This window comes from Halobaculum rarum, from assembly GCF_040025155.1.
In the GTDB taxonomy this organism is placed as follows: Archaea; Halobacteriota; Halobacteria; order Halobacteriales; family Haloferacaceae; genus Halobaculum; species Halobaculum rarum.
In genome coordinates, this window is the sequence record NZ_CP157275.1 from 2,359,998 (window position 1) to 2,383,046 (window position 23,049).

Here is a 23,049-nt window from a genome sequence, read left to right on the forward strand (position 1 = left end):
CCCGGCGCTCCGGGTGGCGAGAACCGTGGGGGAGCCGACCCGTCAGTCGAGGAGCTCGTCGATGTCCTTGTGCTTCGTGACCTCGACGCCCTCGTCGGTCACGACGCACATGTTGATGCCGTTGCCGGTGGCGGTGTCGCGCTCCAGCGCGGACTTGACCGAGCGGGCGGCGACGTGCTTCGCGTCGTCGATGGACAGGTCGTCGGAGTACTCCTGCTCGAGGACGCCCAGCGCGAACTGCGAGCCGGAGCCGGTGACGGTGTACTCCTCCTCGGTCGTGCCGCCGGCCGCGTCGATGGAGTAGATGTGTGCGCCCTCGTCGTCGACGCCGCCGAGGATGGGCTGAACGATGAAGAACGCGCCCGAGCGGAGGAGGTTCCCGGTGAGCGTCGACAGCGCCTGCATGCTCATGTCCTTGCCGCGGCGAGTCTCGTAGAGGTTCGTCTCGGCTTTCAGCGTCTGGATGAGGTTCTGCGCCGCGGAGACCGAGCCCGCGATGGTGAGCGCGCCCGTCGGGTGGATCTGCTCGACCTTCTGGACGTCCTTCGAGGAGACCATGTGACCCAGCGAGGCGCGCATGTCCGTCGCGAGCACGACGCCGTCTTCGGTTCGCAGGCCGACAGTCGTCGTTCCGGTCTTCATCTCGCCTTCGCCGGTCGCCTGTGCACGACGCTCGTCGGCGTTGGGGAACTCTCCGAGTTCCGGCCCGAACACGGTTTCGTCGCCGCCGATGGCGTCGAGGTCCGCGAGGTCACTAGATGGTCGCATTGACACGCGGTAAGGCTCCGCCGCTGATAAATGCACCCTTTCAGGAACTCCTCTGATGGCCGGGCTATCTCCCGGTCTCGTCGGCGGAGTCTGCGGCGGCGGCGTCGTACGCCTCGTGGACTCGAGCGACGATCCCTCCGATCGGGAGGGTGACTCCGGCCCGGCGGCCGAGGAGTACGACGGGGAACGCGAGGATCCCCGCGAGGACGGTGAGGTGGTGGAGCGCGTTGAGTCCGACAGTTTGGACGGCGCGTGCGGCGTGCGTCATGACCGTTGACAGCCCAGGAACGTCTCTCAATGATAAACTTTTCGTGGCACTGTGGCCATCCACCCCTCCGCAGTAGTGCGGTTTCATCGATCGGCCCCGATCCGCCGTTGGAGCCGAACCGGTCCCGTGAGAACTGAGGCTTTCGGAGGACGGACGCACCGGATTCTCGTAAGTTACGAGAAACCCGCGGGTGTCGTGCGGGTTCCCATCCAACCGGACCGGCGGCGCGCGTTGGAGCGTGACGTCGTGGACCGCGGAGTGGCGAGGAACGAGGGGTGATGACGAACCGATCGATCAGTTCCGTAGGGACTCGGTCCGCGAACCTGACTGGGTGTCGGCTCCCGGGACCCCCTGCGCCCCGAGTACCGACTCCAGTTCCGTCGGCGAGATCCCGCTCTGTGTGGCCGCCTGCTCGACGGTGAGTGACGTGCCGCGATACAGTGTCAGGGCCGTGGTCAGCGCTTTCAAGGACATTGGCTAGGTACACCGATATAACAGAGTTGCCGGTATTAACTCTTTCTAGTGAATCGGTGGCCGACTCACAGCCGATCCGACTGTAGAACAAAACAATAGTGGCTATTTATTCTCTAACTCTGGGTATACGTGTGATTTACTTTGTCCCCGTGCTGATCGTGTTCTGCCCGCACTGACGTCGGAGCAGATCAGAGCGCATCCGAGGGGAGAGGTCACCTCACCGGAGCCATCGAATGCCCGGCCCCGGAATCAACGGGTTATTGTCCACAGGTCGGCGAGTAGGTGTATGAGCAATTATCTCGTCGCGCTCGAGGCGGCTTGGTTGGTACGAGACGTGGAGGCGATCGACGACGCGATCGGCGTCGCCGTCAGTGAGGCCGGCCGCCGGCTGAACGAGGCGAACAAGGAGTTCGTCGACGTGGAGGTCGGCGCGACGCCGTGTCCCGCCTGTGGGGAGCCGTTCGACTCGGCGTTCATCGCCGCCTCGACCGCCCTCGTCGGCCTGATGCTGGAGATCGACGTGTTCAACGCCGACAGCGAGGAGCACGCCACCCGGATCGCGAAAAGCGAGATCGGCGGCGCCCTCCGCGACGTGCCGCTGGATGTGCTGGACGTGATCGAGACGGAAGCCGACGACGACGAGGACGACTGAGCCGCAACCGTCGGTAACCACCCGGTGCGACCGAACGATTTTTAATTACCTTGGGTAATTCGGGTACATGGAACTCCCGACGCCGCAGGACCTGCGTGAGCGGCGGACGTCGCTCGATCTCACGCAGAGCGCGCTCGCCGAACGTGCGGACGTGTCGCAGCCGCTGATCGCCCGTATCGAGGGTGGAGACGTGGACCCGCGCCTGTCGACGCTCCGGCGCATCGTCGAGGCGCTCGACGAGGTCGAGGGAGACGTGGTCCGCGCTCTCGACATCATGCACGAGTCGGTGATCAGCATCGCGCCCGACGACTCGGTTCGCGCGGCCGTCGACCTGATGGAGGAGGAGGCGTACTCCCAGCTTCCGGTGATCCAGAACGGGACGCCGGTGGGGTCGATCTCCTTTTCGGACGTGAACCAGGCGGGCGAGGACGCCGCGGAGCTCCCGGTCAGCGAGGTGATGTCCGAGTCGTTCCCGCCGGTGAGCCCGGACGCGACCGTCGACGAGATCCGAAACCTGCTGGAGCACTACAAGGCGGTCGTCGTCACCGACGGCGGCGACGCCATCGGGATCATCACCGAGGCCGACTTGGCGGCGCAGCTATCCTGACGCCGGAATCGAGATCGAACTCGCGACCCTCCACGGAACCGCCTACAGCGAGTTCTTGATCTTCTCGAAGAATCCCTCGCTCACGTCGATCTCCTCGCCGCCTTCCTCCGCGAACGTCTTGAGCGCCTCGCGCTGCTCGCTCGTGAGGTCCTCGGGCGTGACGACCTGCACCTGCACGTAGAGGTTGCCGTTCCCGCGCCGCCGGAGGCGGGGCATCCCCTTGCCCTTCAGGCGGAACGTCTCGCCGCTTTGGGTGCCCGCGGGCACCTCGAACTCGACGCTTCCGTCGAGCGTCTCCAGCTGGATCGTGTCGCCGAAGACCGCCTGCGGGAACGAGACGGGCTCGGTGAGGTGGAGATCGGCACCGTCGCGCTCGAACCGGTCGTCGCCCTCGACGCGCACCTCGATGAGCAGGTCGCCGTCGCGCGCGCCGGGCTCGCCGGGCGCGCCCTCGCCGTCCATCCGCAGCGTCTGGCCGTCCTGGATGCCAGCGGGCACGTCGACCGAGAGGCTGGCCTCCTCGCGCGTGACGCCCGAGCCGTCACAGACCGTACAGTCCTCGGAGTACAGTTCGCCCTCGCCCTCACAGCGCGGGCAGGTCCCGGTTTGCTGGACGCGCCCCAGCGGCGTCTGCTGCACCTGCCGAACCTGCCCGCGCCCGTCGCACTGCGGGCACGTCTGTACGTCGGCGTCCTCGGGGTGACCGCTCCCGTCGCACTCCTCACAGCGGCTCGGACGCGCGACGGAGAACTGCTTGGTAACGCCGTCGTGGGCCTCCTGCAGCGAGATGTCGAGGTTCGTCCGAAGGTCCTTCCCGGGGCGCGGGCCGCCGCGACCGCCGCCTCCGCCGCCGAAGAACTCCTCGAAGATGTCGCCGAGGCCGCCCATGCCGCCCCCACCCATCCCGCCACCCATTCCGCCGCCGCCGAAGGGGCCGCCGCCCATCCCGCCGGCGCCCGCGCCGCCGCCCTCGAAGCCGCCGCGCTTCTCGGCCTGCTCGAACTGCTCGTGACCCATCTGGTCGTACGCCTGGCGTTTCTCCTCGTCGGTGAGGACCTCCTTGGCCTTCTTGACCTGCTTGAACTTCTCCTCAGCGTCCTCCGCGTCGCTGACGTCCGGGTGGTACTCGGTAGCCTTCTGACGGTACGCCTGCTTGATTTCCTCCTCGGAGGCGTCCCGCGAGACCCCGAGCACGTCGTAGAAGTCCTCGCTCATTCGTTGTTCGTGGTTGGTCGCTCGTGCTATTTCAATCGCGTGGCTCGCGGAAGGACTGATAGACTTCGGGTTCGACGGATCCTGTTCGGATAGTCACCGAGTAGCGGGGGTGTCAGACCGGTATCTTTCGGGGATCCCCTTCGCGTTTCAGTCGACTCTGTCGAAATTCTCGAATCGTGAATCCGGTCTGAGCAGAGTTTAATAGCGCTCCGTCTGTATCACGTCGGAAGACGAATGGAAGAACTCGACCATGTTTTGCAAAAGTACGCCACCAGTCAGGATCTCATGGACCAGATCCGATATGTTGCCGAGACATTGAGTGTGGAATTCGATAAGTGGGACGACCAGTTCGTGAGTGGTCCTAGTTTGTACTTTCTGGTCGTTGCCGAAACCGATTTCGAGGAATACACCGACCCACTCGGAGAGAACGTCTGGCCGACTGATCGGTGTAAGATCGTACTCGACTCACCTGAGGCGTTCCGGCGGGTCGCCGAAGATGTCGCATTTAGCCGGGATGGCGCTATCATCGTGACTGGAGACGGAACGATTCAACGACAAATGGTTCGAGTTCGGAGCCCCAATCACGCGGAGGTGTCGGCGGTTGCGGACCTTGAGTACCCTGACTGGATGGGGACCAAACACATGAGTGCCCTGGAAACCTCGCTCCGAAAGAACGTCCTGTGGGCGATCACGCTCAGTGAAGAAAACGGCCGTGTCACCACGTATCTTGATGGCACATACCAGGACTATCCCCGTGAGGAGATCGGCGGCCGGTGGCGACCTGATCAATAGTGCCGTCCTCGTCAGTCCGCCACGGTCCTGAAACGGTCCCTTCCGGCAACAAACCGTCCCTGCGTGTCTCTACAGACGATCAAATACCTGTCTGAAAACTGGAACACGGACGCTGTGTATTCACCGGGCAACTCTCAGTACGGTTTGAATACGACCGAAGCTCTGGTGGCCTATTCGCAACCCTACGTCCTCGTCCACTTCAGAACGCTCGCTCCGCTCGCGTTCTGAAAACTACGAAAGACGAGCGAAGCGAGTCTTTCGAGTGGACGACTCGTCGGACGCTTACGCGTCCTCCTCGTCGTCAACGTTCACGAGAGCTTCGCTCTCGTGAGCAGACGAGACGAGTCTACGACTCGTCTTCGTCTACGTCCTCGAAGTCGGCGTCGACGTACTCCTCGTCGTCGCCCTCGGCGCCAGCGGCCCCGCCCGGGCCCTGGCCGCCCATGTCACCCATACCGCCGGGACCGGCGCCCGCGGCGCCTTCGGGGCCGCCCGCGCCGCCGGGCCCGGCTTGGGCCTGCTGCTGGTACATTTGCTTGCCGATCTCCTGGAGCGCCTCCGAGAGCGACTCGGTGGCGTCCTCGATCTCCTCGGTCTCGGCGTCCTCGTCGGCGAGCACCTCCTCCAAGTCCTCGATCTCCTCGCGGATGTCGGACTCGAGGTCGTCGTCGATCTCCTCCTCGTTCTCGTCGAGGAGGGTCTCCGCGCGCTGGACCGCGCTCTCGGCCTCGTTGCGGGCCTCGATGCGGCGGCGACGTTCCTCGTCCTCCTCGGCGTGCTGCTCGGCCTCCTCTTGCATCTGCTCGATCTGCTCGTCGGAGAGGCCGGCGCCGCCCTCGATGGTGATCGACTCGGCGTTGCCCGAGCCCTGGTCCTCGGCCTCGACGTTCACGATGCCGTTCTCGTCGATGTTGAACGACACCTCGATCTGCGGGGTGCCCGCCGGCGCCGGCGGGATGCCGGTGAGCTGGAACTCCCCGAGCAGCTCGTTCTCCTCGGCGATCTCGCGTTCGCCCTGGAAGACGCGCACCTGCACCGAGGTCTGGTTCGCCGCCGCGGTCGTGAAGATCTTCGACTCCTCGGTCGGGATGGTGGTGTTCTTCTCGATGAGCCGCTCGAAGAGGCCGCCCTTCACCTCGATGCCCAGCGACAGCGGCGTCACGTCGAGCAGCACGAGGTCGTCCACGTCGCCCGAGAGGACGCCGCCCTGGATGGCCGCGCCCAGCGCGACCGCCTCGTCGGGGTTGACGTTCTTCTTCGGCTCGGTGCCGAGGATCTCCTCGACCTTGTCCTGTACCTGCGGCATCCGGGTGGATCCGCCCACGAGGATCACCTCGTCGATGTCGTCGGCGTCGTAGCCGGCGTCCGAGAGCGCCTGCTCGGTCGGCTCGACGGTGCGCTCGATGAGGTCCGAGGTGATGCTCTCGAACGTCGCGCGGGTGATCTCGGTTTCGAGGTGGACGGGACCGGAGTCGGTCGCCGTGATAAAGGGGAGATTGACGCTGGCCTGCTTGCGCGAGGAGAGCTCGATCTTCGCCTCCTCGGCGGCGTCCTTCAGCCGCTGGAGCGCCTGGCGGTCCTCGCGGAGGTCGATCCCGTGGTCGTTCTGGAACTCGTCGGCGAGGTGGTCGATGACCGCCTCGTCCCAGTCGTCGCCGCCGAGGTCGTTGTCCCCGTTGGTGGCGACGACCTCGTAGACGCCGCCGCCCAGATCGAGCACGGACACGTCGAAGGTGCCGCCCCCGAGGTCGTACACCATGACGGTCTGGTCGGACTCGTCGTCGAGGCCGTACGCCATCGAGGCGGCGGTCGGCTCGTTGACGATGCGTTCGACGTCGAAGCCGGCGATCTCGCCGGCGTCCTTCGTCGCCTGGCGCTGCTTGTCGTTGAAGTACGCGGGGACCGTGATGACCGCCTTCTCCACGTCGTCGCCGAGGTACTCCTCGGCGTCGCGCTTGATCTTCTGGAGGATCATCGCCGAGATCTGCTGGGGCGTGTAGTCCTCGCCGTCGATCTCGACGGTGTGGCCCTCCTCGCCCATGTGCCGCTTGATCGACTGGATCGTGCGGTCGGGGTTCTGGACGGCCTGGTTCTTCGCGGGCTTGCCGACGAGTCGCTCGCCGTCATCGGTGAACGCGACGACGGACGGCGTCGTTCGGTCGCCCTCGCCGTTTACGATGATCTCGGGGTCGTCCCCCTCCATCACCGCGAACGCGGAGTTCGTGGTTCCGAGGTCGATCCCGAGGATCTTGTTTGTCGCCATCTTGGCCCCGAATAGCGCCGCGAGTCCGTTAAACGTTACTAGACAGAGCGTACCGCGGTCTCCGTGCGACCCGCCGCAGTCTTGCGATTCGGGCTATCTCGTGTTCGGGTGAGTGACAACGCTTATCACGAACCGCGAATCCAGCGGACCGTCCCACCGCCGTGCACGGCATCACCGCCGCGGCCGGTCGCGTGTTCGCGGGCGGGTTCTCTCCACTACGGCACGCTACCGGAGCACACCCGGTCCATCGCGAAGCGCGGCGACCGCGTCCGCGACGACCTCCGTCCGCCCGGGCGACGCGAAGCACTCGTGGCCGCCGTCGTACAGCCGTACCCGGTCGGCCGGCAGCCGTTCGCCGATCGCGTCGACCCCGACGAGTCCGTCGGTCAGCGTGCAGAACGCGACCTCATCGTCGCCGGCGGCCGGCAGCGACGACTGCGCGCGTCGGATCTCCCGTACGAACGACGGAGCCAAGCCGATCGGGTCGCGCGCGCTCGGCTCCGCGAGCTCGCCCAGCGTTTCTCGGTCCGGTTCCACCGAGACGAGTTCCCTCCCCGTGGGGAGGTGTCCGAGCACGCGAAAGAGGATCCGTTGACTCGGGTGCAGCCCCCACCACGGGCTGAGGTGGACGGCGCGCTCGGGCAGTACGCCGGCGTCGATGGCGTGGGCAGCGATCAGTCCGCCGGTGCTGTGTGAGAGCACGCTGTCCGCGGGTGGTCCGTCGTCGACGGCGGCCGCGAGCGGGTCGAGGTACTCACGCTCGAAGCGCCGCACGTTCGTCGGGATCTCGACGGCGCGCGTTCGGAATCCAGCGTCCGCGAGCGCGTCGAGCAGCCAGCCGACGGCGGGCTGGTCGGGCGTGTTTCCCCACCCCATCACGAACCAGAGTGGGTCGCCGTCTGCGGGACCGTGGACGGTGACGTTCACACGAGCATGTCTCGTCGCGGCGACAAAACGGTACGCCTACTCGTCGTCGCTGCGTGTCCGACGGCTCGTTCGCTCGCATCCGCTCACGGCTCGCTTCGCTCACCGTTCGCGTGTCGAGGACTCACATCCGTTCGGCCTCGCATCGCTCACTCGCCGTCGCTAACCGTGACCTGCGCGGCTTCGATCACCTTGTCGGCCATCTCGTACCCCTGCTTGTACACGTCGGCGACCGTTCCCGCCGGGTGCTCGGAGTCGACGCGCATCATCACCTCGTGGCGCTCGGGGTCGACGTCCTGCCCGGGCTCGGGGTCGATCACGTCGACGTTCTCCTCGCCGAGGACCCGGTCGAACGTCTCCAGCGTGGACTCGACGCCGGGACGGATGTCGGCGTCCCCGTCCTGGTCGAGCGCGCGCACAAGGTTGTCCCGAACCTCGGTCAGCCGGCTCACGAGCGACTCGGTCGCCCTCGCCTTCTCCTGTTCCTGGCGCTTCTTCGCGCGCTTCTTGTAGTTCTGGAAGTCCGCCTTCGTCCGCCTGAGGCTGGCTTCCAGTTCCTCGACGCGCTCGGCCGACTCCACGGCCTCGCGTTCGAGCGCGGCAACGTCCCGCGCCAGTGCCTCGTCGTGTGCGGCCACGGCGGCCGCGAGCCCGTCCGGGTCCCGCGCGTCGTCGTCGCCCGCGGCGCCCGCCGGTTCGTCGTGTTCGACGTCGGCCTCCTCGCTCATACCAGCCCGGAGCGGTCCCGCGGAGATACGGATTGCGGATCCGAACGCGCGCGCTCCGGGCGCCCGGCGGCGATCACTCGTCGCCGGCGGCGTCGGGATCGCCGTCCGCGTCGGCGGCAGCGTCGCGGAGGTCGTCGATCCGGCTCGACAGCACCGACAGCGCCGCGTCGGCGTCCACGTACCCCTGGTCGTAGTCGTCGTACACGTCGTCCGCGCCCGCGAGGAACCGCGAGACTGCCTCGTTCATCCCGGCGTCGGGTCGGTCGCCGCCGTCGCTTCGTTCGTGGTCCCCGTCGCCGTCGTGGGCCGCGTCGTCGCTCATGTCTCCCGGTTGGTCCGTGGGGCTTGAGTGGTTTGCGGCGCGGGACGCGCGACGCGCGGCGAGTACGAGGGGGATAACCAACCGCCCGGGCACCGAGACACGACACAGAGATGTCACGGTTCCCCATCCGGGCGCCCGAACGCCGGCCTCCTCCGTCCACATGAGCGACGGGCGAGCGAGGGCGACCGTGGTCACCCTCCGGGCCGTCTTCTTACGAGCCCGCGACGAGTGGATCGGTTTCCTCGCGGCCGCTGTCGCCTACTACGCGCTCGTCTCGATCGTGCCGCTGACGGCCCTGGTCGCGCTCGCGGTGGCGACGGTCGCCGGCGACGCGGTCGCGGGGTGGGTCCTCGCCGCGCTCGGGGACACGCTCTCGGGCGCCGGGCAGGAGGCGATCCGGCGGGTTCTCACCACCGCGACCGCCCGGTCGCAGGCGACGGTCGTGGGACTCCTCGTGCTGCTGTGGGGCGGGTCGCGGCTGTTCCGCGGGCTCGACCGCGCGTTCGGGCGGATATACCGGACCGACGACGGCGACGACACGGTCGGTCACGTGCGCGACACCGTCCTGGTACTCGTCGGCGTGTTGTCCATGGCCGTCGCCGTTGCGACGGTCGGGGCGGTCGCGATCGCGGTCGCGCTCGCGGTCGCCACGGAACTCGACCAACTGCGGTCGCTCGCCGGGGTGCGGGGCGCCGTCGAGGGGATGACGGACGGAGCCGTCGGCGTCGTCGCTCAGGTCGTGCTCCTCGGCGCGCTCCTGTTCCCGGTGTACTACGTGCTCCCGAACGTGCCAGTGACCGTCCGGGAGGCACTCCCCGGCACCGTCCTCGCCGCTGTCGGCTGGACGACGCTGTTCGCCGGGTTCGACCTGTACGTCAGCCTCGCGAGCGGGAGCGCGCTCTCGGGCGTCCTCGGGGGCGTCGTCGTCATCGTGACGCTGCTGTACGCCGCGTCGTTTCTCCTGCTCGTGGGCGCCGTCGTCAACGCGGTGCTTGCCGAGGAGTGACCCGGGTGACGTGCGGAGCGAGCCGACGGTGCGGAACGCATCCGGAGCGCTGGCGTCCCCGACGGCGGACTTATCCACCGCGGAGTCCCACCGCCGATCGTGTCGTCGGTAACGCTCACCTACGAGGACGGAACAGTCGGGGTCGCGGGCGCGCTCGAGGAGCCGCTTCCGGGGGTGGAGACCGACGACCGCTCCGGCACCCGCCGAGCCGCCGCCTACCGCTACCCGGCGCTGCGCGACGCGCTCCGCGAGGCCGGCCACGAGGTCGACGACCGCGTGCTCGAACTCCCGGAGCTCCCGCCGCTGTCGTCGACGTATACCCTCCGCGAGTACCAGCGCGAGGCGCTCGACGCTTGGGAGGCGAACGACCGCAGCGGGGTGCTCGAACTCCCGACCGGGAGCGGGAAGACCGTGATCGCGCTGGCGGCGATCGCGGCGGCGGCGACGCCGGCGCTCGTCGTCGTCCCGACGGTCGACCTGCTGGAGCAGTGGCACCGCGAGCTGTCCGCCACGTTCGAGGTGCCGGTCGGTCGCCTCGGCGGCGGCGAGCAGACCGTCGAGGCGCTCACCGTCGCCACCTACGACTCGGCGTACCTCCGTGCCGACGAGTTGGGCGACAGGTTCGGCCTGCTCGTCTTCGACGAGGTCCACCATCTCGGGGGCGAGGGGTACCGGGACATCGCACGGCTGTTCGCCGCGCCCGCCCGTCTCGGACTGACGGCGACGTTCGAGCGCCCCGACGGCGCCCACGAGACGGTCGCGGAGCTGGTCGGCCCGGTCGTGTACGACCTCGGCCCCGACGACCTCGCGGGCGAGCACCTCGCGGACTACGAGGTCCGCCGGATCGAGGTCGAACTGACCGACGAGGAACGCGAACGGTACGACGAGGCGCAGGGGACGTTTCTCGAGTACGTCCGCGATGCGGGGATCACCTTCCGGTCGGGCTCGGACTATCAGGAACTGGTGAAGCGTTCCGGGAACGACCCACGAGCGCGCGAGGCGCTGCTGGCCAAGCAGCGCGCCCGGGAGGTGATGATGAACGCCGACGCGAAGCTCGCGGAGCTCGCGCGGATCCTCGATCGCCACCGCGGCGAGCGCGTCATCGTCTTCACGGCCCACACCGCGCTCGTGTACCGCATCTCCGACCGGTTCCTGATCCCCGCGATCACCGCCGAGACCGGGACCGAGGAGCGCCGCGAGATCCTCTCGCGGTTTCGCGACGGGACCTACTCGCGGGTCGTCGCGGCGAACGTGCTCGACGAGGGCGTCGACGTGCCCGAGGCGAGCGTCGGCGTCATTCTCTCGGGAAGCGGCTCCGAGCGAGAGTTCACCCAGCGGCTCGGGCGGATCCTCCGGCCCGGAGCCGACGGCGCGAAGACGGCGACGCTGTACGAACTCGTGACGAACGAGACGGCCGAGGAACGGGTCGCACGGCGGCGACGGTAAGGGAAATCGGGCTGGTCCTGCGGCCGCGTCGGATCGACGCCGACCGGCGCTCGACTCAGACGATCTCGACGCGGATCGACCCGCTCTGGCTGAACGACTCGAACGACAACGACGTGGGGATGGTCACGTCCGTTCGCTCGCCCGAGGCGACCGTCACTTCCTCGGAGGCCGTTTCCTCGGATTCGGATCCGTCGACGGTGCCGGTCACGGTGACGATCACGGTCCCGGTGCGCTCCTCGCTGCCCCGGTTCTCGACGGTGACGCGGACGAGTAGGTCGCCCTCATCGCCCTCCACGTCGGTGAAGTCGGTGACGACGAGCCTTTCGCCCTCCGAGGCCGTCGCTTCCGGCGAGCGCGGCGGCGTCATCGGACCCGACGGCTCGGCCGAGTCCGTGCAGCCGGCGAGCGCGGCGACGCCGCTGGCGGCCGCGAGGCGCGCGCCCGTCGCGAGTAGGCGCCGGCGGTTCACGTCTCCCCGGTTTCGCGGATCCGGTATGAGCCTTGTCCATCGCGGCGTCCGACGCTGGCAGCGCGGGTGCCGGTGCCGAGACGGGAACGACACCGCCGCCGCTTTATCGCCCGGTGCGGTACACCCCGTGACAGGCGTGATCACGAAGGACCTCCTGCGCGTCAGCCGCCGCGGCGGCTACCGCCCGCAGTTCGTCGCGGGCGACGCGGACGCCCGTCGTCTCGCCGCGCGCGTGTTCGGCGTCTATCAGGGCCACGTCGGCGAGCGCCGGGCGGATCTCGACGAGGCGCTTTCGGCGCTCGAACGCGAGGCCGACGACTACAAGCTCGTTCGCGGGTTCGCCTCGCTGCTCGATCGGGAGGCCACGTTCGAGACTCGGGCGCCGCTCCCGCCGCGGCGCGCCCGCCGGATCGCCTTCGAGGCCGCGGAGGCCGTCGGCGTGACGAGCGACGAGGAGCGCCCGGCGGCCCTCGGCCGCGCGGGCGACCGCCTCGGCGTCGACCCCGCGGACATCGACTCGTCGCTGTACGCCGACCGCGACGCGAACCAGGTGCTCGCCGCGTTCGACCCACGCTGGACGCCTGCGGAACTGCTCGTACAGTACGACCTCTCCCTGGCGCAGACGGCCCTGTTCGACGCGACGGAGGTGCGTGTCCGGTCGACGGACCCGAAGGCGCTCGTCTCGGCGGCCAAGCGGCTCGGTCTCCTGTACGAGATCCGAGTGCGCGAAGGCGACGGCCCGACCGACCGCGAGGTTGTGATCACCGGTCCCGACGCGCTGTTCCGCCGGACGCGACGCTACGGGACCGCCTTCGCCCGCCTGCTGCGCACCGTCGCCGCCACCGCGGACGAGTGGACGCTTGAGGCGGACATCGACGACCGCGGTCGCGAGTACCTGCTCGAACTCGACGACGGCGACGTGGCGGTTCCCGGCGTCGAGCCGCTCGCCGAGCCCGCGTTCGACTCCGGCGTCGAGGCCGACTTCGCCGCCCGGTTCCGGGCGCTGGATCTCGACTGGGACCTCACCAGGGAGCCGGAGCCCCTCGAGGTCGGTGCCCGAGGCGGAGACGGGGCCTCCGCCGAGGTGGGCGCGAGCGTGATGATCCCGGACTTCGCGTTCGAGTACCGCCACGCCGACTTCCGCGTGTTCTTCGAGGTGATGGGCTTCTGGACCCCCGAGTACGTCGAGAAGAAGCTCGCCCAGCTCGCCGACGTGGAGGACGTGGAGCTGGTCGTCGCCGTCGACGAGAGCCTCGGCGTGGGCGAGGAGATCGCCGCCCGCGACCACCGCGTCGTCACCTACTCGGGGACGGTCCGCGTGAAGGACGTGGTCGACGTGCTCCGCGAGTACGAGGCGGACCTCGCCGACGAGGTGACCGCCGACCTTCCCGCCGAGCTGATCCCGGAGGCGGACGTGGTCGGTGTCGACGACCTCGCCGCCGAGCACGGCGTGCCGGGTGACGCCCTCGACGAGGTCTCCCTTCCGGAGCACGAGCGCGTCGGCAGGACGCTCGTGCGACCCGCGGTGCTGGACCGCGTCGGCGACGAGATCGAGGCGGGGATGGCGTACGCCGACGCCGAGGCGGCGCTGGCGGACTCCGGGCTCACCGACGCGAGCGCGGCGCTGTCGGCGCTCGGCTACCGCGTCGCGTGGGAGGGGCTCGGCGATGGGACGGTGCGCGAAACGGAGTGAGCACCCTCGATGGAGCACTGATCGGCCTAAAACGTCGCGGCTACGGCTCCGTACTCGCGCCGTCGTCGACGAGCGACTCGCCCTCGGCCGCCCTGAGCTTCTCGCCCGCCTTGTACAGGTCGTAGCCGAGCAGCGCCATCCCGAGAACGCTCGCTGGCGGGATCAGCAGAACCACGCCCAGGATCAGTCGCCACCGCGGGACGTACTCGATCCGGGCTTCCACCTCCTCGATCAGGTTTCGGTCGCTCACGGTCGACCCTTCTCCGGGGGATCGGATAGCGATTGTGGGGGTTCTCACTCGCCGAGGTCGGGCAACTCCTCCTGGTACCCTTTCGGCACCACCGATCGAAGCTCGTCGTAGAGGAACAGCCCCACACCGATGGGAACCTGATCGCCAGCCAGCTCGTGGGTGGCGATGAGATAGCCCCAGTCGCCGTCCCACTCTGGGAGGTCCTGATCGTGGCCGGCGGCGAACGCGGTCGCCTCCCCCGGCGACAGTTCGATGACGTTCCTCGTCGCGAGATGGCCCCACTTCCTGACGGCCGTGGTCGTCGGCTTCCAGTGCTCCTGTCGCGTGCGAAGCACCGTCATCCCGACGCCCTCGCGCTCCTGCGGGCTGGGGAGGTCGTCCGCGAAGACCCAGATCTTCCCCTTCCCCTTCTCCCAGAAGGTGTGGGTCTCGAAGGTCTCCGGCGCGATCCCGAAGCGCTCGTCCCACCAGTCGAGCACTTCCTCACGGGTCGCGCGCCCGTCGACATCGCGATCGGCGGCGGTCGCAGGCAGCCGGTCGAACTGGCTTCCGTCGTTGCCGGGGGCGCCGTCGCCGTCGGCGTCGGTGGTCATGCTGTCACCTCCGACTCCGCATCGTCGTCGCCGGCGGCGTCTCCGCTCCCGTCGCCACCCACCCGAAGCTTCGCGAGGAAGAACCCGCCCGTGTCGTTGTGGTGCGGATAGATCCGCGTCGCCTTCGCGACGCTCGGGTCGTACTCCTCGTCGTGCCACTCGGTCACGCCGGAGATGGACTCGAGCGGGCAGTCCCACTCGATGACCTCGCAGTCCTCCTCGCGAAGCACGTGGTCAAGCACGGCCTCGTTCTCCTCGGGCGCGAACGTACACGTGGAGTAGACGACCGTGCCGCCGGGTCGGGTCGCCTGCACCGCGCGGCGGAGGATCCCCTTCTGGATGCCGGCGACCTCGTGGACGTGATCGAGCGTCCACGTGTCGAACGCGTCGGGGTTCTTGCGGATCGTCCCCTCACAGGAACAGGGCGCGTCCACGAGCGTCGCGTCGAACTCCTCGAAGTCGAACCCGTTCAGCGAGTAGTTGCGCGCGTCCTGCTGGTCGACGACGAGGTTCGTCACGCCCAGCCGCTCGGCGTTGTGCCGCAGCGCCGAGAGTCGACCGAGGCTGGTGTCGTTGCCGACGAGAATGCCCGTGTCGTCCATCCGCGCGGCCACCTGCGTCGTCTTGCTCCCCGGCGCGGCGCAGGTATCCCACACGCGCGTGCCGGGCTCGGGGTCGAGCGCGAGCGCCGGGAGACAGGACACTTCCTCCTGTCCGTGAACCCACCCGTGGGCGTACGGCCACGTCGTCCCCGGCGAGCGGTCGGCCATCCGAAACAGGCCGTCATGCCAGCCGGCGCGCTCGTACTCGGTGCCCTCCTCGTCGAACGCGCGGGCGACGCGGTCGGCGTCGGCCGCAAGGGTGTTGACGCGCACGACCGACGGAAGCGGTCGCTCGCAGGCGGCCCGGAACGCCGCCTCGTCGTCGACGAGCGAGGCGTACCGGTCGAGCACGCCGCCGTCATCGTTCATACGCACGAATCCGTGCCGCCGCGGTTGTCCCTTTCGGACGGCGTCGACGCGGATCGACCGCCGCGGCGATCGGCGCCGGTCGCCGCCGCGCACGGCCGGCGTAGCTTTATGCAGCGTTCGGAACCATTCGAGAGTATGGGACACATCGACGTGGTCTCCGAGCGCTCGTTCGACGATCCGGTGCTCGTGGAGGGATTGCCGGGCGTCGGGCTGGTGGGGAAGATCGTCGCCGACCACCTCGTCGAGACGCTCGACATGGAGCTGTACGCGACCGTCCACTGCGACGGCCTCCCCGCGGCGGCCGCCTACGCCGCCGGCGACCGTGCCGTCACGACCCCGGTACGGCTGTACGCCGACGCCGACGCGGACCTGCTCGTCCTCCAGTCGGACGTCCCCGTCTCCCCGGACGCCGCCGAGGAGTTCGCGGGCTGTATCGAGGGCTGGTTTCGCGAGGAGTCGGTCACCCCGCTGTACATCGCGGGGCTCCGACGGGAGGGCGACGGCGAGGAGTTGCCGACGTTGACGGGGCTCTCGGTCGCCGGCGCCGACGCGGTGCTGGACGGACTCGATATCGCCGCCCCGGACTCGGCGGGGCTCGTTTCGGGTCCCACCGGCGTCCTCCTGTCGCACGCGATGGAGGCGGACCTCCCGGCGGTCGGACTGGTCGTCGAGGTCGACCCGCAGTTCCCGGATCCGGTCGCCGCCCGCGTCGTCCTCGAGGCGGCCATCGACCCGATCACGGGCGTCGACGTGAACGTCGAGAAACTGGACGAGCAGGCCGAGCGCATCCAGCGCGCGAAAGAACAGCTCGCCGCGCAGCTCGAACAGCAGCAGGAGGAGAACATCTCGCAGGCGCAGCGGCTCCGGATGTACCAGTAGCGGAGCGGCGTGGCTGTGTTGAGATCGGCCTGACCCTGACCGGGTCTGGATCGGCTACGCGGTCGGTCTTGATCGATCAGTGCAACATACCCGGACCGAGCTGTAGTCCGCTCAGACAGGCGCTTTCGGTCGAGCAGGCTCACCCACTCTCCAGTGTCCAGCACGTTTGGGAGAGAAGGCTGTGATCGATGTGGCTGCGCAACTCACGAACCATCCGCTCTTCGGCCAATCGATACACCGCCCGATGAGTGTACGCATCGGGTGGGAGTGCCGTCGGTGTCGTCCCGTCCGCACCGGTAGTCGGCGTCACCGGCACTGCGTCGAACGTGAGACTGACGATGTATCGACTGCCCACGGTTTCGACAGAGTGTATCCGGAGCGACTCGACACCCCCGTACTCGTCATTGGTCGCGACGGCGTACACGCGTTCGAAGTCCCTGACGAACGTCTCGGCAGTGTCCGCTGTCAGTTCCGACGGCGGCGTGGGCAACCCATCGATATCCGGCAGTGGCTCGCAGGTCTCGGGGAAGGGAACCGGCGTTTCGGTTGGCGTCGGTGTCGGTGACTCCGTGGGCGTCGATCGAGGTCCGGCGCTGCCGGTCGAATCCGACGGTCGGCCGCTCGTGCAACCGCTCAGTCCGCCAAAGCCGAGGACACCGATCCCGGATTTGAGGACGTCACGCCGATGCATATCCGCTGGTATACCCGCGGTATGAAAGTGAATATCGATAGCTCAAACCCCCATTTGTTTCTTAAAACGAGGAAGCGCACGACGGCGCGGGGTATTCGATGGAACTACCGACCACGAGCCGAACGGCTCACCCAGCGAAACGACGACCACGAGACACGACCCCGAAACGGCCGAACCGTCGACGGGCATGGGGAAACGACTAACACCGCCGCAGCCGCGCGTTCTCACATGACAACCTTCTCCGATCGCGTGGAACGGATCTCCATCAGCGGCATCCGCGAGGTGTTCGAGGCCGCCGGCGCCGACGCCATCAACCTCGGGCTCGGCCAGCCGGACTTTCCGACGCCCGAACACGCCAGACGGGCCGCGATCGACGCCATCGAGGCCGGCGACACCGACGCCTACACCGGCAACAAGGGTATCGAGGCACTGCGCGAGGCGATCGCCGACAAGCACGCCCGCGATCAGGGGATCGAGGTCGCCCCCGGCGACGTGATCGCGACCGCCGGCGGCAGCGAGGCGCTGCACCTCGCGATGGAGGCGCACGTCGATGCCGGGCAGGAGGTGCTCATCCCGGACCCGGGATTCGTCGCCTACGACGCCCTGACGAAGCTCGCCGGCGGCGAGCCAGTGCCGGTCCCGCTGCGCGAGGACCTGACGATCGACCCGGCGGCGATCGAGGCGGCGATCACCGACGACACCGCCGCGTTCGTCGTCAACTCCCCGGGCAACCCCACGGGAACCGTCTCCTCGGAGGAGGACGTCCGCGAGTTCGCGCGCATTGCCCGCGAGCACGACGTGCTGTGCATCTCCGACGAGGTGTACGAGCACTTCGTGTTCGACGGCGAGCACCGCTCGCCGATCGAGTTCGAGCGCGACAACGTCGTCGTCGTCAACGCCGCCTCGAAGGCGTACTCGATGACCGGCTGGCGCCTCGGCTGGGTCACGGGGGCGAGCGACCGCATCGAGCGCATGCTGCGCGTCCACCAGTACGTCCAGGCGTGTGCCTCCGCCCCGGCGCAGTACGCCGCCGAGGCGGCCCTCTCCGGACCGCAGGGCGTCGTCGACGAGATGCGTGCAGCCTACGAGCGCCGGCGCGACCTCGTCGTCGACGGCCTCGCCGACGCCGGGCTGGAGTGTCCGACCCCGCAGGGCGCCTTCTACGCGATGCCGCGCGTGCCCGAGGGGTTCGTCGACGAGTGCATCGAGCGCGGCGTCGTCGTCGTCCCGGGCGAGGCGTTCGGCGAGCACGGCGCCGGCCACGCGCGCATCTCCTACGCCACCGGCGAGGACGACCTTGCGGCGGCGCTCGATATCATGGCCGAGGCCGCGGAGGTGGTCCGGTGACGGCACCCGAGTTCGACCCGGACCTGGACGCCGATCACGGCGAGCGTCCCGACTCGCCCGACGCGCTGCGCGAGTCGATCCCCGCGTGCGACCGCGTCGCCTACTTCAACACGGGCGCGACCGGTCCCTCGCCGGGCCGCGTGCTCGACGCGTCGGCCGCGTGGGAGCGGTACCACAAGGTGGACGTGCTCGCGGAGTCGGACCCCTACGAGGTCGCGTTCGCCGAGTACGAGCGCCTCCGCGAGCGACTCGCCGCGTTCCTCGACGCCCCGCGCGACACGGTCGGGCTGACCGAAAGCACCGCCGACGGCATCAGCGCCGTCGCCGCCGCGCTCGACTGGGAGCCCGGCGACGTGGTCGTCCGCACGGACCTCGAACACCCGGCGGGCACGCTCCCCTTCGAGCGGCTCGCGCGCCGCCACGGCGTCGAGGTTCGGGTCGTCGAGACCGAGGACGGCCGGATCGATACGGACGACTTCGCCGACGCCGTCGCCGACGCGGATCTGACGTGCTTCTCGTCGCTGTCGTGGAACTACGGTACCCGGCTCCCGGTCCGGGAGCTGTGTGAGATCGCCGACGACGCGGGCGCGTTCACCCTCGTCGATGCGGTACAGTCGCCGGGGCAGCGCCCCCTGTCGGTGCCCGAGTGGGGCGCCGACGCCGTCGCCTGCTCGGGGCACAAGTGGTGTCTCGGGCCGTGGGGCGCCGGACTGTTGTACGTGGATCCGGCGGTCGAGGCGGACCTGCATCCCGCACAGATCAGCTACCGGAGCGTCGACGACGCCGGCGCCGACGAGTACGAACTGAACCCGGGCGGCGCGCGCTTCGAACGTGGCACCGCGTCGCTGGCGCCGCACGTCGGCCTCCGCGAGGCCGTCGAGACCATGGAGTCCGTCGGGCTGGGGACCGTCCACGAGCGCGTGCTCGCTCTCGCGGATCGGCTGACCGACCGGCTCGACGGCGAGCGGCTGCTATCGCCGGCCGATCCCGACTCTGGGCTCGTGACGGTCGCCGTGGCTGACCCCGAGTCGACCGTCGAGCGGCTCCACGATGAGGGGATCGTGATCCGCGATCTCCCGCACCCGAAGGCGGTTCGGGCGTCCGTGCACGCGTTCAATACCGAGGGCGAGGTCGACCGGCTCGCCGAAGCGTTGAACGGTAGTGAATGACCGGGTCCCGCGGGCCGCTCTCGTTGTCGATACCCGGTAGGTGACGTGCCGCCTCTGGTCTCCATACGGAGGATTCCGAACGATACCCAGTCAGTCAACGGTACCAACGGAGTTGTTGCGATCGCGAGTATGTCGACTCGATGAACCGACGCACCTACCTCGGGGCGGTGGCTGGATCGACGTTCCTCGCTGGCGCGGGCGGCAGCCCGTTCGGCGACAGGGTCGTCGGTCGTGACGGATCGGACGGCGGAAGACTAGCAGAGCGGCAGACGAACGGCACCGGCACGACGTCGGCGTCGACCCCCGGGACGGAGACGACCGGCGCAGCGTCCTTCGGACCGAGGACCTTCTCCGGTCGGGGCACATCGACGACGGGGGAGTTCGAGCTATCGCCCGGGCCGATCGTCGCGGAGTTCTTCCACGACGGCGAGTCGAACTTCATCTCGGAACTCCTCACCGTCGAAGGGGAGAGCTACGAGGATGTGGCGCTCACAAACCTCATCGGGACCGTCGAGGGTGCACAGGTCCGTTCGGTGTCGGCTCCCGGAGCACACGTCCTCAACGTCGACGCCGACGGCGAGTGGGAGATCACCCTCACGCAGTCTGCGAGCCCGGAAGTGAGGTCGCTCCCGCAGACGGCGTCGGGAACCGGACCATCGGTGGTCGCGCCGATCGGGTTCGAGGGACTGACCCGCGCCGAGGGAACCCACGAGGGCGCGTCGAACTTCATCGTCGAGGCGGTGCCGCTGGATCCGGAGGCGTTCGGGTCCCTCGTGTTCAACGAGATAGGCGAGTTCGACGGGGCGACAACCGCCCGGATCCCCCGCCCTTCGTACCTGAACGTGGCCGCGGACGGCGAGTGGTCCCTGTCGCTGTCGGCCTAGTGAGAGAAGCGACGTTCCGGTCCCCCCTCACTTCGCCGTCGAGACGATCTTGATCACGTCGCCCTCCCCCAGTTCGGTGTCTTCGCCGATCCGACGGTCCGCGCGGGCGTCGACAGCGTGGAGATAGCCGTCGCCGATGTCAGTATGGACAGTGTAGGCGAGATCCTTGGGACCGCTACCGCTCGGGAGCAGGGACGCGTCCGGGAGGACGTTCCCCTTCGCGTCGGTCCAGTGGGTCTCGTTCTGGACGGGGAAGGCGGTGATCAGATCGAGCAGGCCGTACACCGCCTCGTTCAGCGCCCCCTGCACGCCGGTCCCCCCGAACTCGTCCATCACCTCCCGGATCTGTTCCAGTCCCTGCGCCTGCTGGTCGTTGAGGTCGCCGACGATCTCGAAGTCCTCGTCGCCGGGGTCGTACTCGATCACGCCGGCCTCCGCGGCTCTGCGCAGTGCGAGTTCACCGTCCGCGGTCGCGGGGATCACGGGCTTGTCGGTCTCGCGCAGGCGTTCGATGTTCTCCGCCGGAGCGATGTCGGCCTTGTTCGCCACGAGGACGATCGGCTTCGTGCGGGCGCGGATCGCCGCCGCGAGCGCCTCGCGGTCCTCGTCGGTCCACTGGATCGGGTCGTCGGGGTACTCCAGCCCGCGGAGCACGATCGTCACGTCGTGCTCGGTCGCGCCGAAGCCGGTCAGTAGGTCCGTCAGTGCGTCATCGAGATCGAAGTCGGGCGAGCGCGACTTGCGCTCGACGGACTCCCAGTTGCGGTCGAGGATGCCCGCGATCCACGCGTCCATCTCCGCCTCGATGAAGTCGACCTCCTCGACGGGGTCGTACTCGCCGACCTCCACCGGCTCCCCCTCGGCGTTCGTCGCGCCCGCGGCGTCGACCACTTGTAGGATCACGTCGGCGTCGGTCAGGGCGTCGAGAAACTGGTTGCCCAGTCCCTTCCCCTTGTGGGCACCCGGGACGAGCCCCGCCACGTCGAGGAGTTCGACGGGGACGTACCGTTTGCCGTCGTGGCAGTCCTCGTCGCCGCAGCGCTGCTCGCGGTCGAGACACGGGCAGTCGGTTCGGACGTGGGTGACGCCGCGGTTCGGGTCGATCGTCGTGAACGGGTAGTTACCCACGTCCACGTCGGCCATCGTCGCGGCCGTGTAGAAGGTGGACTTGCCCGCGTTGGGCTTGCCCGCGAGCGCGATGGATATCATGGGGACCACTCGACTGTGCCGCCGAAAGGCGTTTTCGGTCCCCGGGCTCGGGTCGTCCCCTCACTGTCGCCGCCGGCGGGTCGGGATGCTCGCTCCCTCATCGTCGCCGCCGTGTCCGCCACCACATCCGTTGCCCCGTCTGCTGACGCATCCACCGCCGCGATCGATGCCCCGCACGGTGCCGTTCGTTTAAATACGACGACCGGCTACCCTCGCGTATGACCACGCTCTCGTTCGACGAAACCGGCGTCGACGTCGTCTATCAAGGGACCGAGTTCCGACTGGAGAAAGACCTCATCGAGGAGGCGACCCGCAAGTCGTACATGGACGTGACCGACCACGAGGTGCTGCAGATCGTCGAGGAGTCGCCGTCGCTGTCCGGCGAGCCTCGCCGGATCGGCGACATCGTCTGAGGCGACCCGGAGCCCGGCCGGAGTCACGTTCGGTCACGTTCGACGACCGCCCGCTCCCGTCCGCTACCGCCCGCCGAGCGTCGTTCCGATCGGGTCGTCGCCGTCGGGGACCGTCTTCCGGTGGAGCCGCCCGGCGACCTCGTCGGCGAGCGTCCGCAGGTTCACCGTGTCGTCCCGGTTGTAGGAGATCAGTTGCTCCAGCGACCGCTCGTCGCCGCGCTCGTACTCGTGCCACAGTCGAACCGCGTCGCGGCCGGTGATGTCCGGCCCGTCGCGGGCGATGCCCAACTCCTGCTCGATCGGCTTCAGGCCCCCCGTCAGCCCGAGCGTCCGGCACGGGTACATGAGATCGAGGTGCGGCGTATCGATATCCATGCCGAAGGAGGTCTCGAGGAACGGGACGTCGAAGCTCGTTCCGTTGAACGTCACCAGGAGGTCGGCATCGCGGAACTGCTCGCGCAGCGACTCCGCCGAGAGGTCGCGTCCCTGGACGAGCGTCGTCGTCTCGCCGTCCCGGTGAAAGGAGACGGTGGTGACGCGATCGCGGTCGTGCGAGAGGCCGGTCGTCTCGATGTCGAAGAAACACGCGTCGTCGCGGAAGTCCTCGTACAGCCGCCAGCGCTCGCCCGACGGGAACGCCCGATCGAAGAAGGGGGCGTCGCGGTCGTCGAGGCGCTCGGTCGCCTCGTCGATGAAGGACTCGATGCGCGAGGCCGTCGTCGCGCCGACTCCGGGCGCGCGGTCCTGGCGGAACTCCCCCCACTCGCGGACCCCGTTCTCCCACATACGGCGCTCGGTTGTCGCGCCGACTCCCTCGACCGGAATGAAGCTGTTTCTGATGCGCATGGTGTGTGCGCGACCGCGGGGGCGAGGTGTCGCCCCGAGCCGCGGCCGCCGTGTTGGTCGATGTGGAGTCACACCGAGGCTAAAGGGTTCTGTTGCGCCCCGCCCGACTGTTCGTCCGCCGGCGGCGACCGACGCAGTGGGTAGCTTCACGCGGTACGGTTATTCTGTCC

At 68.6% G+C, this 23,049-nt stretch carries 25 protein-coding genes; 11 read left to right on the top strand and 14 right to left on the bottom strand.

The window, feature by feature from the left end:
- Positions 1-42: 42 nt before the first annotated feature.
- Positions 43-768, bottom strand: coding sequence for an archaeal proteasome endopeptidase complex subunit beta (gene psmB, locus ABJD39_RS12140; protein WP_348608989.1), 726 nt, complete (start codon positions 766-768; stop codon positions 43-45).
- A 64-nt stretch (positions 769-832) separates the two neighbouring features.
- Positions 833-1,036 carry a hypothetical protein gene (locus ABJD39_RS12145; protein ID WP_348608991.1) on the bottom strand — a complete coding sequence of 68 codons (204 nt, stop codon included), beginning with the start codon at positions 1,034-1,036 and terminating at the stop codon, positions 833-835.
- A 760-nt stretch (positions 1,037-1,796) separates the two neighbouring features.
- On the opposite strand from ABJD39_RS12145, the gene ABJD39_RS12150 reads away from it, so the two are divergent.
- Both ABJD39_RS12150 and ABJD39_RS12155 read left to right on the top strand, forming a co-directional pair.
- Positions 1,797-2,162, top strand: a complete 366-nt coding sequence (locus tag ABJD39_RS12150) for a DUF555 domain-containing protein (RefSeq protein WP_348608993.1) — start codon at positions 1,797-1,799, stop codon at positions 2,160-2,162.
- Between the two features lie 67 nt (positions 2,163-2,229).
- Complete coding sequence (locus tag ABJD39_RS12155) at positions 2,230-2,769, top strand: CBS domain-containing protein (RefSeq protein ID WP_348608996.1); 540 nt, start codon at positions 2,230-2,232, stop codon at positions 2,767-2,769.
- Positions 2,770-2,811: 42 nt separating this feature from the next.
- Here ABJD39_RS12155 and dnaJ read toward each other — a convergent pair whose 3' ends face one another.
- A complete protein-coding gene (gene dnaJ / locus ABJD39_RS12160) occupies positions 2,812-3,984 on the bottom strand; it encodes a molecular chaperone DnaJ (protein ID WP_348608999.1) in 1,173 nt (390 codons plus the stop codon).
- A 234-nt stretch (positions 3,985-4,218) separates the two neighbouring features.
- On the opposite strand from dnaJ, the gene ABJD39_RS12165 reads away from it, so the two are divergent.
- Positions 4,219-4,776 carry a hypothetical protein gene (locus tag ABJD39_RS12165; RefSeq protein WP_348609002.1) on the top strand — a complete coding sequence of 186 codons (558 nt, stop codon included), beginning with the start codon at positions 4,219-4,221 and terminating at the stop codon, positions 4,774-4,776.
- 346 nt (positions 4,777-5,122) lie between these two features.
- Here ABJD39_RS12165 and dnaK read toward each other — a convergent pair whose 3' ends face one another.
- The 4 genes from dnaK to ABJD39_RS12185 all read right to left on the bottom strand — a co-directional run bounded on the left by dnaK (position 5,123) and on the right by ABJD39_RS12185 (position 9,013).
- Positions 5,123-7,039: a molecular chaperone DnaK gene (gene dnaK, locus ABJD39_RS12170; protein WP_348609005.1), complete on the bottom strand. Its 1,917-nt coding sequence runs from the start codon at positions 7,037-7,039 to the stop codon at positions 5,123-5,125.
- A gap of 225 nt (positions 7,040-7,264) precedes the next feature.
- Positions 7,265-7,966 carry a hypothetical protein gene (locus tag ABJD39_RS12175; RefSeq protein ID WP_348609008.1) on the bottom strand — a complete coding sequence of 234 codons (702 nt, stop codon included), beginning with the start codon at positions 7,964-7,966 and terminating at the stop codon, positions 7,265-7,267.
- A 146-nt stretch (positions 7,967-8,112) separates the two neighbouring features.
- Positions 8,113-8,691, bottom strand: coding sequence for a nucleotide exchange factor GrpE (locus ABJD39_RS12180; RefSeq protein ID WP_348609011.1), 579 nt, complete (start codon positions 8,689-8,691; stop codon positions 8,113-8,115).
- 73 nt (positions 8,692-8,764) lie between these two features.
- Positions 8,765-9,013, bottom strand: a complete 249-nt coding sequence (locus ABJD39_RS12185) for a hypothetical protein (RefSeq protein ID WP_348609014.1) — start codon at positions 9,011-9,013, stop codon at positions 8,765-8,767.
- Positions 9,014-9,173: 160 nt separating this feature from the next.
- Between ABJD39_RS12185 and ABJD39_RS12190 the strand changes: the two genes are divergently transcribed.
- Positions 9,174-10,019 carry a YihY/virulence factor BrkB family protein gene (locus ABJD39_RS12190; RefSeq protein WP_348609017.1) on the top strand — a complete coding sequence of 282 codons (846 nt, stop codon included), beginning with the start codon at positions 9,174-9,176 and terminating at the stop codon, positions 10,017-10,019.
- A gap of 99 nt (positions 10,020-10,118) precedes the next feature.
- Positions 10,119-11,465 carry a DEAD/DEAH box helicase gene (locus tag ABJD39_RS12195; RefSeq protein WP_348609020.1) on the top strand — a complete coding sequence of 449 codons (1,347 nt, stop codon included), beginning with the start codon at positions 10,119-10,121 and terminating at the stop codon, positions 11,463-11,465.
- A gap of 55 nt (positions 11,466-11,520) precedes the next feature.
- Here the strand turns inward: ABJD39_RS12195 and ABJD39_RS12200 are convergent, their stop codons facing one another.
- On the bottom strand, positions 11,521-11,934 hold the full coding sequence (locus ABJD39_RS12200; RefSeq protein ID WP_348609022.1) for a hypothetical protein: 414 nt from the start codon (positions 11,932-11,934) through the stop codon (positions 11,521-11,523).
- A 136-nt stretch (positions 11,935-12,070) separates the two neighbouring features.
- Between ABJD39_RS12200 and ABJD39_RS12205 the strand changes: the two genes are divergently transcribed.
- A complete protein-coding gene (locus ABJD39_RS12205; RefSeq protein WP_348613640.1) occupies positions 12,071-13,627 on the top strand; it encodes a DUF790 family protein in 1,557 nt (518 codons plus the stop codon).
- A gap of 40 nt (positions 13,628-13,667) precedes the next feature.
- On the opposite strand, the gene ABJD39_RS12210 is transcribed toward ABJD39_RS12205, so the two are convergent.
- Genes ABJD39_RS12210 through ABJD39_RS12220 form a run of 3 tightly spaced genes read right to left on the bottom strand, consistent with a single transcriptional unit; the run spans position 13,668 to position 15,441 of the window.
- Positions 13,668-13,877 carry a hypothetical protein gene (locus ABJD39_RS12210; protein WP_348609024.1) on the bottom strand — a complete coding sequence of 70 codons (210 nt, stop codon included), beginning with the start codon at positions 13,875-13,877 and terminating at the stop codon, positions 13,668-13,670.
- Between the two features lie 44 nt (positions 13,878-13,921).
- Positions 13,922-14,470 (bottom strand): DUF7122 family protein, encoded by a 549-nt coding sequence (locus tag ABJD39_RS12215; RefSeq protein WP_348609025.1) that lies wholly within the window; start codon positions 14,468-14,470, stop codon positions 13,922-13,924.
- Positions 14,467-15,441, bottom strand: a complete 975-nt coding sequence (locus ABJD39_RS12220; protein ID WP_348609027.1) for an RsmB/NOP family class I SAM-dependent RNA methyltransferase — start codon at positions 15,439-15,441, stop codon at positions 14,467-14,469. The genes ABJD39_RS12215 and ABJD39_RS12220 overlap by 4 nt, the downstream gene beginning before the upstream one ends.
- 135 nt (positions 15,442-15,576) lie before the next feature.
- On the opposite strand from ABJD39_RS12220, the gene ABJD39_RS12225 reads away from it, so the two are divergent.
- A complete protein-coding gene (locus tag ABJD39_RS12225) occupies positions 15,577-16,320 on the top strand; it encodes a proteasome assembly chaperone family protein (RefSeq protein ID WP_348609030.1) in 744 nt (247 codons plus the stop codon).
- 139 nt (positions 16,321-16,459) lie between these two features.
- Here the strand turns inward: ABJD39_RS12225 and ABJD39_RS12230 are convergent, their stop codons facing one another.
- Positions 16,460-17,011 carry a hypothetical protein gene (locus ABJD39_RS12230; protein ID WP_348609033.1) on the bottom strand — a complete coding sequence of 184 codons (552 nt, stop codon included), beginning with the start codon at positions 17,009-17,011 and terminating at the stop codon, positions 16,460-16,462.
- 228 nt (positions 17,012-17,239) lie between these two features.
- Between ABJD39_RS12230 and ABJD39_RS12235 the strand changes: the two genes are divergently transcribed.
- The 3 genes from ABJD39_RS12235 (at position 17,240) to ABJD39_RS12245 (ending at position 20,411) form a co-directional block, all read left to right on the top strand.
- A complete protein-coding gene (locus ABJD39_RS12235; protein WP_348609037.1) occupies positions 17,240-18,358 on the top strand; it encodes a pyridoxal phosphate-dependent aminotransferase in 1,119 nt (372 codons plus the stop codon).
- Positions 18,355-19,527 (top strand): aminotransferase class V-fold PLP-dependent enzyme, encoded by a 1,173-nt coding sequence (locus tag ABJD39_RS12240; protein WP_348609039.1) that lies wholly within the window; start codon positions 18,355-18,357, stop codon positions 19,525-19,527. Before ABJD39_RS12235 ends, ABJD39_RS12240 begins: the two co-directional genes overlap by 4 nt.
- A 140-nt stretch (positions 19,528-19,667) precedes the next feature.
- Positions 19,668-20,411, top strand: a complete 744-nt coding sequence (locus ABJD39_RS12245; RefSeq protein ID WP_348609042.1) for a hypothetical protein — start codon at positions 19,668-19,670, stop codon at positions 20,409-20,411.
- Between the two features lie 27 nt (positions 20,412-20,438).
- On the opposite strand, the gene ABJD39_RS12250 is transcribed toward ABJD39_RS12245, so the two are convergent.
- On the bottom strand, positions 20,439-21,620 hold the full coding sequence (locus ABJD39_RS12250; protein WP_348609045.1) for a redox-regulated ATPase YchF: 1,182 nt from the start codon (positions 21,618-21,620) through the stop codon (positions 20,439-20,441).
- A gap of 218 nt (positions 21,621-21,838) precedes the next feature.
- Here ABJD39_RS12250 and ABJD39_RS12255 point away from each other — a divergent pair, with 218 nt between their 5' ends.
- Positions 21,839-22,033 carry a DUF5800 family protein gene (locus ABJD39_RS12255; protein ID WP_348609048.1) on the top strand — a complete coding sequence of 65 codons (195 nt, stop codon included), beginning with the start codon at positions 21,839-21,841 and terminating at the stop codon, positions 22,031-22,033.
- Positions 22,034-22,096: 63 nt separating this feature from the next.
- Here ABJD39_RS12255 and ABJD39_RS12260 read toward each other — a convergent pair whose 3' ends face one another.
- Complete coding sequence (locus ABJD39_RS12260; protein ID WP_348609051.1) at positions 22,097-22,879, bottom strand: ribonuclease H-like domain-containing protein; 783 nt, start codon at positions 22,877-22,879, stop codon at positions 22,097-22,099.
- Positions 22,880-23,049 lie beyond the last annotated feature (170 nt).